This window comes from uncultured Winogradskyella sp. (assembly GCF_947495255.1).
Taxonomy (GTDB): domain Bacteria; phylum Bacteroidota; class Bacteroidia; order Flavobacteriales; family Flavobacteriaceae; genus Winogradskyella.
In genome coordinates, this window is record NZ_CANLYI010000009.1 from 170,098 (window position 1) to 184,183 (window position 14,086).

12 protein-coding genes are annotated in these 14,086 nt (G+C 32.8%); 1 reads left to right on the top strand and 11 read right to left on the bottom strand.

Translation table 11 applies throughout. The annotated features are described in order from the left end of the window. The 10 genes from Q0807_RS15710 to Q0807_RS15755 form a co-directional block, all read right to left on the bottom strand. On the bottom strand, positions 1–1,896 hold the full coding sequence (locus tag Q0807_RS15710; protein ID WP_299111485.1) for an acetate--CoA ligase: 1,896 nt from the start codon (positions 1,894–1,896) through the stop codon (positions 1–3). 2 nt (positions 1,897–1,898) lie between these two features. Next, positions 1,899–2,117 carry a hypothetical protein gene (locus Q0807_RS15715; protein WP_299111487.1) on the bottom strand — a complete coding sequence of 73 codons (219 nt, stop codon included), beginning with the start codon at positions 2,115–2,117 and terminating at the stop codon, positions 1,899–1,901. A 74-nt stretch (positions 2,118–2,191) separates the two neighbouring features. Next, a complete protein-coding gene (locus Q0807_RS15720) occupies positions 2,192–2,557 on the bottom strand; it encodes a response regulator transcription factor (RefSeq protein ID WP_299111489.1) in 366 nt (121 codons plus the stop codon). A gap of 16 nt (positions 2,558–2,573) precedes the next feature. Further along, complete coding sequence (locus Q0807_RS15725) at positions 2,574–5,264, bottom strand: sensor histidine kinase (RefSeq protein WP_299111492.1); 2,691 nt, start codon at positions 5,262–5,264, stop codon at positions 2,574–2,576. Between the two features lie 354 nt (positions 5,265–5,618). Then, entirely contained in the window at positions 5,619–7,385 is a 1,767-nt protein-coding gene (locus tag Q0807_RS15730) for a sodium:solute symporter family protein (protein ID WP_299111496.1), read from the bottom strand. 29 nt (positions 7,386–7,414) lie between these two features. After that, positions 7,415–7,675, bottom strand: a complete 261-nt coding sequence (locus Q0807_RS15735) for a DUF4212 domain-containing protein (protein WP_299111500.1) — start codon at positions 7,673–7,675, stop codon at positions 7,415–7,417. Between the two features lie 12 nt (positions 7,676–7,687). Beyond that, positions 7,688–8,935 (bottom strand): hypothetical protein, encoded by a 1,248-nt coding sequence (locus Q0807_RS15740; RefSeq protein ID WP_299111503.1) that lies wholly within the window; start codon positions 8,933–8,935, stop codon positions 7,688–7,690. A 107-nt stretch (positions 8,936–9,042) separates the two neighbouring features. Beyond that, complete coding sequence (locus tag Q0807_RS15745) at positions 9,043–9,462, bottom strand: helix-turn-helix domain-containing protein (RefSeq protein WP_299111505.1); 420 nt, start codon at positions 9,460–9,462, stop codon at positions 9,043–9,045. 165 nt (positions 9,463–9,627) lie between these two features. After that, positions 9,628–9,981 (bottom strand): DUF779 domain-containing protein, encoded by a 354-nt coding sequence (locus Q0807_RS15750; protein ID WP_299111509.1) that lies wholly within the window; start codon positions 9,979–9,981, stop codon positions 9,628–9,630. Between the two features lie 72 nt (positions 9,982–10,053). Further along, positions 10,054–11,553 carry an aldehyde dehydrogenase family protein gene (locus Q0807_RS15755; RefSeq protein ID WP_299111512.1) on the bottom strand — a complete coding sequence of 500 codons (1,500 nt, stop codon included), beginning with the start codon at positions 11,551–11,553 and terminating at the stop codon, positions 10,054–10,056. Positions 11,554–11,725: 172 nt separating this feature from the next. On the opposite strand from Q0807_RS15755, the gene Q0807_RS15760 reads away from it, so the two are divergent. Then, a complete protein-coding gene (locus tag Q0807_RS15760) occupies positions 11,726–12,640 on the top strand; it encodes an AraC family transcriptional regulator (RefSeq protein WP_299111514.1) in 915 nt (304 codons plus the stop codon). Positions 12,641–12,660: 20 nt separating this feature from the next. Here Q0807_RS15760 and Q0807_RS15765 read toward each other — a convergent pair whose 3' ends face one another. Further along, positions 12,661–14,037 carry a sodium:alanine symporter family protein gene (locus tag Q0807_RS15765; protein WP_299111517.1) on the bottom strand — a complete coding sequence of 459 codons (1,377 nt, stop codon included), beginning with the start codon at positions 14,035–14,037 and terminating at the stop codon, positions 12,661–12,663. Positions 14,038–14,086 lie beyond the last annotated feature (49 nt).

The following is a 14,086-nucleotide window of genomic DNA, read 5'->3' on the forward strand; positions in this document are numbered from 1 at the left end:
TTATTTATGAATCCCAATGTTATGGGCTTGATATATAGTTTTTATTTCGTCAATTATATTTACATCATCAATGGTTGATGGCACATTATACTGTTGTTCATCTGCAATATTCCTTAACAATTTACGAAGAATTTTTCCACTTCTTGTCTTCGGTAATCGATTAACAACTAGGACATCTCTAAAGGAAGCTACTGCTCCAATTTCTTTACGAACATCTTGTATAATTTCTTTTTGAATGGTTTGATTATCTGAAGTTTCATAAGACTTTAAAACAACCAAACCTAAAGGCTTTTGTCCTTTTATTTCGCAATGCACTCCAAATACTGCACATTCTGCAACGGCTTTATGGGAAGCAACAATCTCTTCCATTTCCGCTGTAGAAAGTCTGTGACCTGCTACGTTTATAATATCGTCTACACGACCTGTAATAAAAACGTAACCATCTTCATCTTTGTAGCCACCATCTCCTGAAAAATAGTAACCAGGAAAACGATTTAAATACCCAGATTTAAAACGCTCTGGATTTCCCCAAAGATTACTTAAAGTACCTGGTGGTAATGGTAGTCTTACAGCAACATAACCTTCTACATTATCTTCAACAATCTCACCTTCTTCATTTAAAATTTGAATATCATAGCCACAAACAGGAAAACCTGCAGAACCTGGTTTTACAGCTTGCAATCCTACGCCAACCATATTGGCTAACATTGGCCAACCACTTTCGGTTTGCCACCAATGGTCTATTACTGGTACGTTTAGTTTTTCTTCTGTCCAATTTAAAGTTGCAACATCACAACGTTCTCCCGCAAGAAATTGATATTTTAAACAAGACAAATCAAAACGCTTAATCATATGGCCTATTGGGTCTTCTTTTTTAATGGCTCTAATTGCAGTTGGCGCAGTAAACATCACCTTTACATTATGCTCGCTAATTACCCTCCAAAATGTAGATGCATCTGGCGTTCTTATTGGCTTGCCTTCAAACAAAATAGTTGTATTTCTATTTAATAAGGGGCCATAGGCAATATAGCTATGTCCTACAACCCAACCAACATCACTTGCTGCCCAAAAGACATCGCCTTCATCTACACCATAAATATATTTCATAGAGAATTTTAAAGCTGTTGCATATCCTCCTGTATCTCTAATTATTCCTTTTGGTGTTCCTGTAGTTCCAGATGTATACAAAATATAAGAAGGGTGCGTTGACTCTATTGATAAAGCCTCAATTGATCGTGATTTTTCAACCAAAGTAGTATAATCTACATCGTAGCTTTTCTGCGGAATTTCAACCCCTAATTCCCTATCAAAAACAATAACATGTTCTGGTTTGTTTTTTGCTTTAATAATAGCCTCATCTACAAATGGTTTGTACGGAATAATACGTTCTATTTCAATTCCGTTAGATGCCGTAATAATCGCTTTGGGTTTGCAATCGTCAATACGTATTGCCAACTCATGTGGTGCAAAACCGCCAAAAACAACAGAATGTATAACACCTATTCTTGCACAAGCGAGCATAGCATATAATGCCTGCGGAATCATTGGCATATAAACGATACAAGTATCTCCTTTTTTTAGTCCTAAATCTTGTAATCCACCAGCTAGTTTTGACACTTCATGATGTAAGTGATTAAATGTAATATGTTGTTTTGTATTGGTAACTGGAGAATCATATATAATTGCATTCTGTTCTCCAAACCCATCATTTATGTGCTTATCTATGCACAAATAACTTAAGTTAAGTTGCCCATCTGCAAACCACTGATTGTAGTTGAATTTATCCTTGGACATTATTTGTTTTGGTGCTTTAAACCATTCTAATTGATTGGTGTGGTTGCTCCAAAATTGCTCAGGATTATCAATACTATCAATATAAAAATTTTGGTATTCCATGACTATGCTTTATTAGAATTAAGCAAGCCAAACCAATTAGGGTTAAGCACTTTGAGCTTTACTAACGCCCAAATTATCACTACAAAACAAACACCCATTACTATAGATAGTATAGGAGTTACGTCTGAAATATTTTCGAATTTAAATCTTAAATATAGCGTAGCTACAACATAGATACTAATTATAATATCTGACGCTAAAGGGTTTATACGAAATTTCATGTCTTTAAACTTTTAATTAAACTTAGTTTGTTTGCATACAAAACCAATTTATTAAAAGACTTAAAAGACTATTTCTAAGTCACGAGTTCCAGTATTTCTGAAACTATTTTTTTTACCGAAAAAGGTTTTGTTAAATATTTATCTGCTCCAAGTTTTAAACCTTTTTCAATATCTGAAGCTTTATTTTTAGCAGTTAAAAAAACAACTTTGGTATTTTTTAAACTGTCTGTATTTTTAATATGTGTTAATGTCTGATAACCATCTACATTGGGCATCATAATATCTAACAAAACTACGTTAGGAATATGATGTTTTAATATCTCTAAAGCCTCACTTCCATCTCTTGCAATAAACACTTCAAAATCTTGTTTTTTGAAGGTATATTCTAACGACATCACAATATTTGGTTCATCGTCAACAATTAAAATCTTCTTCTTCATACTTTCTGTGAACAATTTACTTAAAAGGTATCGTAAAAACAAGCGTTGCGCCATTTTTAACGTCTTTTATTGCCCAAATTTTTCCTTTATGTTTTTCTACTATTTGTTTTGTTATTGCTAATCCCAATCCGCTACCTTGTGGTTTTCTAGTATTTTGGTCTTTAGACTGGTAAAATTTATCGAAAATAAATTCGTAATCCTCTTCAGGAATCCCTTTACCATTGTCTGTTACAGAGATTTCAATCTTTTCATTTCCTAATTTATAATCTACTATAATTTCTCCAGTTTTAGGACTACAAAACTTAATAGCATTAGACAGTAAATTGGTCAATACTTGAAGAATACGGTCTTCATCATAATTAGTACTAAAACAATGTGTATTCTTATTTATGATTTTCACCTCCTTTTTAGCTGCTATTTGGGAGATACTAGAAATCGCTTTAGCTATCGTTTCTTGAATATCTCTGTATTGCAAATCTAAATGCAAACGACCCGTTTCTAGTTTTTCAAAATCTAAAATATTATGAATTAATCGTCCTAAACGATCAGAATCTTGAAGGATGTTCTTTAAGAATTGCGCCTTAGTTTCCTTTGGCATATCATCATCTTCATCCATTAACAGTTCTGTAGCAGCACGTATTCCTGTTATTGGTGTTTTAAGTTCGTGCGCAACAGTATCTAAAAACTCGTCTTTTTGTCGGTCTTTGCTAATTAATTCTTCATTAGCATCTTTTAGTTTTGAAGACAATTGAGACAACTCATTTGACTTTTCTAGAAGAACTTTATTACTGACAATGTTTTCTTTAGATTCTTCTAAAATCTTCAGCACTTCAACCAAACTAATTTGTTCTTCTTTTACAACACTAGCAATTAATATTTTTGCTGAAGCAGAACCTATATTTCCGGTTAATAGTTTTTCAGAAAAATTAATTAATCTGGCATCAGCTAATTGCGTGTCTTGTGGTAACTTATATTTAGTAAAAAATATTGTTAGTGCACGAGTAGCTCTTTTTTCGCCTAAAAAACGAACAAGTACACTTTTAATATCAGATACAAAAGCTTCACCTTTCCAAACCAAGGCACTGTCTTGAAGGGTTGAAAAGTTTTTACTATCTACAAACATTTCAGCATAATTACGCTCTCTATAATTTCCTTTAGAAATTAATGAAAACACTAAATAAGACATAACATTAAAGCTTATACTCCAGAAAAATGCATGTGCTGGAGGACTTAAAAAATCGATACCAAATAGCGCGTGAGGCTTTAAAGCCGAAATTCCTAATAAACCATATTGGGTAAAATCGTCTGTTCCTGTATAGGCTTGCAATGTAAATGGTAAAACTAATGTATAGACTGCTATTAGAAAGCCTACTATAATCCCAATAATTGCAGCTCTTGAAGAACCACGATTCCAGTATAAACCAACAAAAAATGAAGGTGCTAGTTGCGCTATAATAACAAATGAAATTAACCCTATTGAATACAGCGATAGTTCTTTTGAAAACGAAACATAGAAAAAATACGCTGAAATTATAATGGTAAAAATGGAAATACGACGAATATTTTTTATATATTTTGAATTTCGTTCTGGTTGGTTTTTAATGAATTTATCTAGAAAACCATATGGAATAATAAGGTTATTACTAACCATTGTAGATAATGCTAATGTGGACACAATTACCATTGATATTACAGCTGAAAAACCACCAAGAAAAACTAGTGTGGCTAAAAAAGAATTACCATTTTCTAATGGCAATAATAGCGTATAATATTCTGCATTCTGAGTTGAACCAAAAGTGAGCTTTCCGGCCCAAGCTATAAAAATAACAAACAGATTAAATAACAGCAAATACAATGGAAACAACCAAATAGCTTTTTTTAAATGCTTTTCTCTATTGTTTTCTAAAACCGAAACTTGAAATTGTCTTGGTAGTAAAAAAATAGCCATAAAAGATAAAGCAATCATAAAAAACCAATTAAAACCGTCTTCTACTCCACCTAGCGTTGTGAGTTCTTTAAAGTTTTCAGTAATTGAAATTTTATTATAAATATCTGTTGTGCCATCGAATAAATAAAACGTGACATAAACTCCTATTGCTAAAAAGAATACTAGTTTTAAAACTGATTCAAAAGCCACAGTAGCAATAATACCTTTATGTTTTTCGGAAGCATCTGTATTTTGAGTTCCAAAAAAGGTTGCAAAAATAGCTAGCAATAACGCAACGTAAAAGGTAGAATCATCAATTACAGCAGTAGAAATATAACTTGTATCATCTGACATGATCTCAAAAGTTTCTGAGACTGCTTTTAGTTGTAGAGAAATGTATGGCAATGTTCCGAACAAACACACAATTGTAACTAAAGCTCCCAAAAATCTATTATTTCCGTAGCGTAAGGAAATAAAATCCGCTATAGAAGAAATTTTATGCTGCTTAGAAATTCTTATAATTTTCCGTAATACTACAATCCACAAAGGCGCGGCTATCACTGGTCCCAAATAAATGGGTAGAAAGTTAATACCAGAATTTGCAGCAATCCCAACACTTCCATAATACGTCCAAGCAGAACAATAAACCGCTAATGATAATGTGTATACATATGGGTTATTTACCCACTTACTTTGTCGTTTTTTCTCTGCAACAAATGCTAAGAAAAATAACACCGCTAAATAGATTACTATGACAACTATTAATGTATAATTATTCATAGTGACGTTTTAAAACGATGTATGAAATTATGATGGACAAAAACCAGATAGAAAATATTGAAACGTACAAGGTTGGAACACCAAAAATGGCACCTTCATTATTAAAAATTAATACAAAAGGAATATTAAAAATTAAAAACAAGGCTATAGACAAGACTACTAACTTTTGTTCGTGACGTTTTTTCATGTGATACTAATAGCTCAAAGCAGTTTCAACTGTACTTAACCAGACAATATTTATAAAATTAAGATTATTCTCCTAATATAAGAAATCAGCACTACATAAATGCAATGCTGATTTTCTAACTAACAAAATTAAAATTATGTTCTAATTATTTTAATAAGAACAAGAATTTAATGGTCTGAAGCTTCACCTGCTCCTGAAGGTATTCTTATACTCTCTACCATGTCTTGAACATTCTGTGGAGGCGCTGGTGTTAATCTCGAAACAACCATTGAAATTACAATATTTACACACATTGCAATGGTTCCAAATCCTTCTGGTGAAGTACCAAACCACCAATCTTCTTTTGTACCTCCTCCAAACATGTCTAGTTTAAATTTCATCATATAGAATAACATTAATACAATACCTACAACCATTCCTGAAATAGCACCTTGACTGTTCATACGCTTATCAAAAATTCCGAGAATAATAGCAGGAAAGAATGAGGCGGCCGCGAGACCAAATGCCAAGGCGACGACTGCGGCGACAAATCCTGGTGGATTAATACCAAAGTATCCTGCAATTAAAATTGCTACAAAAATTGAAATTCTTGCTGCAGTTAACTCATTTTTATCTGAGATGTCTGGCTTTAATTGTTTCTTAATTAAATCGTGAGAAATTGAAGTTGAGATTACTAAAAGTAAACCTGCTGCTGTAGATAAAGCTGCTGCTAAACCACCTGCTGCCACTAAAGCAATAACCCAATTTGGTAAATTAGCAATCTCAGGATTTGCCAATACCATGATATCTCTATCTACATACAATTCATTTTTAGCAGCACTTGCATTAGAAATCATACGTTCACCATTAGCTCCTCTAGCATCTGTATATACCGGCTTTTTACCATCTAAAGCATTACCTGCCACATACTGTATTTTTCCATCTCCATTTTTATCAGACCAAGCAATTAAACCTGTATTCTCCCAATTTTTAAACCAAACCGGAATTTCAGAATATTGCTGATTACTAACAGTTTCAATTAAGTTTGTTCTTGAGAACACTGCAATTGCAGGTGCTGTAGTATACAAAATTGCGATTAAAAACAAAGCATAGCCTGCAGATTTACGTGCATCTTTTACTTTGGGTACTGTAAAGAAACGCACAATTACGTGAGGTAACCCAGCGGTTCCTGTCATTAATGCTAAAGTAATTGCAAAAACATCCCAAGTAGATTTTGTTCCGCTTGTATATTCATTGAATCCTAATTCTGTATGAAGCTTATCTAACTTATCGAGCAGAAATTCTCCACCTTCAACAGTTCCTCCCATTCCTATTTGAGGAATAATGTTCCCTGTCATTTGCATAGAGATAAAAAATGCAGGTACCATAAAAGCAAAGATTAAAACACAGTATTGTGCCACTTGTGTATATGTTATTCCTTTCATACCTCCTAATAACGCGAAGGTTAAAACCACTGTCATTCCTATAACTACACCAATATTAATATCAACCTGTAAAAATTGAGAAAATACAATTCCTACACCTCTCATTTGACCAGCTACATAAGTAAATGATACAATTAAGGCACAAATTACAGCAACTGTTCTTGCTGTGTTTGAGTAATATCTATCACCAATAAAATCAGGAACTGTGAATTTCCCAAACTTCCGTAAATAAGGTGCCAAGAGCAATGCTAAGAGCACATATCCACCTGTCCAACCCATCAAATAAACAGAACCATCATAACCTGCGAAGGAAATAATACCTGCCATACTAATAAAGGAAGCCGCACTCATCCAATCGGCTGCAGTTGCCATACCATTAGCTAAAGGAGAAACACCTCCTCCTGCAACATAAAATTCTTTAGTTGAGCCAGCTCTAGCCCAAATTGCTATTCCGAAATATAGGGCAAATGTAACCCCTACTAATAACCAAGTCCACGTTTGTACACTCATAATTTATATATTTTTAGTTTAGTTAAGGATTACTCGTCGTAACCGTATTTTTTATCTAGTTTGTTCATTAATCTAACATACACGAAAATCAGAATCACAAATACATATATTGATCCTTGTTGTGCAAACCAAAAACCCAGTTTAAAACCACCAAGTTTAAATTCATTTAATGCTTCTCTAAATAATATGCCACACCCAAATGAAACCACAAACCATATAGTCAGTAGAATCGCTAAGTACTTTATATTTTCTTTCCAGTACGCTGTTGCGTTTTTTTGTTTTTCACTCATAGTTTTTAGTTTTTATAGATAAATCATTGCTTGAAGCGAAATAGTATTTGCGTCTAAAGCACCAAACTGTTGATTTTTATATTCTAAAGTTAATTTTGAATTGTGCCCACTCATATAAGCATTTACTCCTATTCCTAGTGTTGATCGATCATCACTTACAGCATCATAGCTATGTGTACCATAACTTACGTAAGGCTGGTACCTCGTTTTGGCAGCATCTCCATTAAAAACATAACCAACATGACCATATATCATACTTCCTGTTCCGTAAGCACTGTAGAGATAGTTCTTTCCGTAATCACTATTTTGATATACTGCGTATGCTGTTATTGCACTTCCATTCTCTCCTATTGGTGAATCATAAAAAGCATCTACTGCAAAAATGGATACATCTTCACCTTCTAAATTAGGTGTTAAAGCAGAACCTGTATCTACAACAGAACCTTTAGGGTGCATAAAAAAACCTGCACCAACATTAAAGACTTTTTTTCCACCTAAATACGTACCAACTTTATAAGGTAAAAAGTTAGACTCTTGATCAAGGAAATGATAATCAAAATAACCAGCGTACGTTTTACCTGCGTCTTTAGACCCAAGATTTAAACGACCATTATAAACAGCATCTCCACCAGCAACCGCAGTTCTAGAATCTAAAGAAGAAGAAGAAGCATCGTTTATTGCTAAACGATATTGTAGTTTATCAAATTTACCTTTTAAGAAGACACCTAAATGACGCGCAAACTGATCAGACAAACCTATTGTTGCCCAAGATTGACGGTTATTATCTAAGGTCATCATGTTTAAGGTACTTTGATTGTTTAGCCTTGAGATACCATTAAAATAATGTAAACCTCCACCAATAGTGTGATCTTTACCCAAATTGTACTGTGCCCAAACATCGTGAAAAAAGAGCTGAGAGCCATCTCCTTTACCTGTAGGACTTAACGTTGTACTTGTTAAGCTATTTAACCCAAAATGTGTTAAAATTAAAAAGTTCTTGTTGATTTGTGCAAACATTAAAACTCTTGCACGACGTAAATTGAAGTTTAATTTACTGTTTTTATTTCCGTTAGAATCGAATGAATCATCGGTATTGTAATTAGCCTGAACCTGTGCCCAAGAAATAAGACGAAGATATTTAGAGCCATCTTCGTTAAATTTAAACTTAAGTCCACCAGTGTAGTCTGGAGAGCCTTGAGCCTTTAATAATTGAATGGACACTAATAAGAGTCCAATCAATAATAAGTGTAGTTTTCTCATTGTTTAAAAAATTAGTTAGTTATTAAATTGGTTTTGTATGCACCACTAAATTCTATAAAACAATCAGTTAAAATAAACTTAATATATTTTTTTGTTAATTTACTATACTAATCTTTAAAACGCTCCCATTTAATCAACATAAACTTATCACCTAGTTCTGTAACAACAACACCTGCTCCTTTAATATTTGCAGCATCACTAAAGTAAAGCCCAAGCTCTGTAGCGTTTAGTATTTTGTAAGTTGGATGGTAGTTAGAATTATAAGGTCGTTTTATGTTATACTTTTTAACCCAATTCATAATACTCACATGAGAAACACCTAGTATACGCTCAATCTCTCTATATGTTAAGCCTTCTAAATACAACTGAAGCGATTTGTTAACATAATAATCATCAATTTGCTTTCCTATTTTATTTACAGAAAAAAAATAATTACATTTTTTACACTTATAACGTTGCCTACCACTGACGATTCCGCTTTTTATATAATGACTAGAACTGCAATTTGGACAACTATCAATATTCATATATATCTATTTAGCATAAATATATCAAATTAGCGATATAATTCAAAATCAAATGTTAAAAAAGTAGTGGTTTCACATAAAAAAAGCTCCAAAACAGCGAATAACACTAATTTTTAGAGCTTAATTTATAAAATCTGAATATTTACTTAATTCATTTCAGGTATACTATTTGTTAAAAAATACTTCTTCCTCTTTAGTTAACAATCTAGAATGAATTAAAAACCGAAGACCTAATGGAATTTCTAAAGAAAAACTTGCGCCTCTTCCTTCGGTAATATCAACGGTTAAATGTGTATGTTTCCAGTATTCAAACTGATCTTGATTCATATAAAAATTAACACCTTCAACAACACCTAAATGAATATCGCTCTCATCTAAATACATATCTCCTTTTTCAAAAATCATAGGTGCAGAACCATCGCAACAACCTCCACTTTGATGAAAAATTAAATCACCATGCTTAGCTTTTAGTTGCTTAACAATTTCTGCCGCTTTTTCCGTTATTTCTACTCTTTTCATATTCTTATTATATTAAAAAAGGTTGAGTCATTTAACTAACCCAACCTTTAACAGCTATTAATTAATTTAACTCTAAAAGAATCCTAATTTATTCTTGTCATATGAAATTAACATATTCTTTGTTTGTCTGTAATGATTCATCATCATTAAATGATTCTCTCTTCCAAAACCAGATTTTTTATAACCACCAAATGGTGCATGAGCAGGATAAGCATGATAACAATTCACCCAAACACGACCTGCTTTTATAGCTCTAGGTATTTGATATAATTGGTGTGCATCTCTCGTCCAAACACCAGCTCCAAGACCATATAAAGTATCGTTTGCTATCTCAATAGCTTCGGTTTCATCTTTAAACTTAGTAACACATGCTACTGGTCCAAAGATTTCTTCTTGAAACACTCTCATCTTATTATGTCCTTCTAATAATGTGGGCTTAATGTAAAAACCACCTGCTAAATCACCTTCTAGTTTATTAGCTTCACCACCAGTTAAAACTTTAGCACCTTCCTCTTTTCCTATTTTAAAATATGATTGGATTTTCTCGTATTGATCATTAGAAGCTTGTGCACCTACCATGCAACTAGTATCATAAGGACTATTTTGTACAATAGCTTCTGTCCTAGCAATAACGCGCTCCATAAATGCATCATAAATATCCTCTTGCACTAATATTCTAGACGGACACGTACAAACCTCACCTTGATTAAAAGCAAATAGCACTGCGCCCTCAATAGCTTTATCTAAATACGCATCATCTTCATCCATTACACTATTAAAGAAAACATTTGGAGACTTCCCACCTAATTCCATCGTTACTGGATTTAAATTTTTTGAAGCGTATTGCATTATTAATTGACCTGTTGTAGTCTCACCAGTAAAAGCCACCTTGTCAACCTTAGAACTAGATGCCAATGGTTTCCCTGCCTCTGGACCAAAGCCATGCACAATATTTATAACTCCAGGAGGAAATACATCTGCTATTTTTTCCATTAATAAAGTAGCTGTAGATGGTGTTTGCTCTGCTGGTTTTAACACCACACAATTACCTGTTGCTAAAGCTGGTGGTAATTTCCATGACAGCATTAACAAAGGAAAATTCCATGGAATAATTTGACCTATTACACCAAGTGGCTCTTTAATATTCATAGACAACGTATTTTGATCTAGCTCTGTAGCACTGCCTTCTTCTGCTCTTATACATGCTGCAAAATAGCGCCAATGATCAACTGCTAATGGAATATCTGCATTCAACGTTTCTCTAATTGGCTTTCCGTTATCACAAGTTTCTACTAACGCAAATTCTTCTAAATTTTCTTCTATAATGTCTGCTACTTTATTTAACATTGTTGCACGCTCCGTGGCTGAAGTATTTCCCCAAGCATCTTTAGCTGCATTAGCTGCGTCAACTGCATTTTCTACATCTTCCTTTTGTGACCTAGGATATTTAGCAATTAATGTTCCGTCTACAGGAGACGTGTTATCAAAATAATCTCCACCTACTGGTGGCACAAATTTTCCATTGATAAAATTGGAATACTTCTCTTTAAATTTTGGTTTAGAATAACTCATACCTGTTGTTGTTTATTTATTAGTTTCTAATCTTTATAGCCAAAAAATTGACTATTTATTAATTTTGTTAAAGTTATTTTATCATATTCGAATTAAATTGAACGTATTTATTATACCTTTGAACATATCTATTATTAACAATTTTTAAGACTATTTTTTTGTAATATTGAGAATGAGCAACTTATTAACTCGACATAAAAGCCAAAGAAAACTGACTACTTTAGTAGAAAACAGAACGACTTATAATGCTGAATATGCCGAGCTTAATATTTATGAAACTCATGCCTTTGCAGAAAAAGTATCTTTAACTTTCGATTTTCCGATTATTGCCAGTATGCTAACTGGCAAGAAAATAATGCATCTTGATGGATTTGATGCTTTTGATTTTAATCCAGGAGAATCCGTAGTAATGCCAACTAATAAGGAAATGATTATTGATTTCCCTGTAGCAACAATAGATAAACCAACGCAATGCTTAGCTTTAGGTATTGATGCTTTTAAAATTGAAGAAGTGGTTGAAAAATTTAATCACAATGTTGCTATTGAAAACGAAAACAATACTTGGGATTTAGAAAAAACCACATCTCACCTCATAAATAATGTAGATGTTAATCATTTAATAGAAAGACTCACCTATACATTTACTAACAGTAATAAATCTAAAGATGTTTTATTAGATTTAATGATACAGGAATTGATTGTGCGATTACTTCAAACTAAAGCAAAATCATTAATAATTAATGACACTCATATTTTCACGGACACAAGAATTGGCGCTGTCATTAAGTTTATAAAAGATAACTTAACAAATAAAGATATTTCTGTAGATCAGTTAGCAAAGAAAGCCTACATGAGCACATCTCACTTTCATAAGCAATTTAAAAACACGTTAGGCATCTCGCCTATAGATTATATAAATTCGGAAAAAATTAAGTTTTCTAAAAAGCTAATTAAAGAATCTAAAAATTTAAGAATGTCTGAAATTGCTTTTCAATCTGGATTTAATAACACGAGTTACTTCAATAGGCAATTCAAAAAAATGGAAATGATGACGCCTCAACAATTTAAAGCTTCTATAAATAAGTAGCAAAGAGTATCATCTTATTATCATTCCTCTTTTAACCGTTTAATATAATTTTCCAATTCCTTAATTACTTTTGGAGCTAGAATAATAGTTGCCAACATTGTAGGTATAGCCATTAAAGCGAACACACCATCAATAAGGTTTATCATCATTTTTAAGCTGGTTGTTGCACCAATAAGAATACTAAAAATATAAAAATAATTGTAGTAATGTTTATGTTTTGCTCCAAATAAAAATGACATACATTTCGTTCCATAATATGAATATGAGAACAACGAACTCATACTAAAAATAGCAATACAAATTAGCAATAAATACTTTCCATAATTAGGCATTACATCTGCAAATGCTGAAGCAGTAAGACTAACACCATTAGCATCACTAGTTTCCCAAACACCTGTCACCAAAATAGCCAAAGCCGTAAGTGTACAAACAATTAAAGTATCTATTGCAGGACCAAGCATGGCAACTAAACCCTCTCGAATAGGCTCATCTGTTTTCGCGGCTCCATGTGCCATTGGTGCAGTTCCTATTCCGGCTTCATTAGAAAAAGCGCCACGTTTAATTCCATGAAGAATCAATGCGCCCAAAACACCTCCTAAAAAGGTATCGTCTTTTGGGTAATAATTGGCAGCAAAAGCATCTGTGAAAATTAATTTCAAATAATATAATAATACATCACTATGCGCTACTAAAATAACAATAACTAAAACAAAATATAAAGCCACCATACTTGGTACTAATCGAGACGCTACAGAACCTATACGTTTAATACCTCCTAAAATAACTAAAGCTGTAATACTTACTAAAATAATTCCGATATAAAGGTTGGAAACTAAACCAACTTCTACACCATTCGGTATTAATAAAATATCATTTAAAGCCTGAGTTAATTGATTTACATTAAAAACAGGTAAAGCTCCAATAAGTCCACAAAGACTAAAAAACACAGCCAATGGTTTCCAAGATTTTCCTAAACCTTCCACTATAAAATACATTGGTCCACCTTGAATTTCACCTTCATTGTCCTTTCCTCTGAACATAATTGCTAAAGTAGAAGTGAAAAATTTGGTAGACATACCAACTACAGCACTAATCCACATCCAAAAAACTGCTCCTGGTCCTCCTACCGAAATAGCCACAGCCACACCTGCTATATTCCCCATGCCAACCGTTGCTGACAAAGCCGTTGTTAATGCTTGAAAATGTGAAATTTGACCCGGATCATTTGGATCATCATATTTTCCTCTTAGTACATTAATGGCATGACCAAGATATCTAAATGGTAAAAAATGAGAACGGATTAATAAGTACAAACCTCCTCCTATTAATAAAATCAGCAAAGGTAAACCCCAAGCTAAGGACGAAAAATCTTTGAGTAATTGGTTTAAAAATTCCATAGATTATAAATTTAGTAAACCGTTTTAATTTACGGCCTTTGTTTTCAAT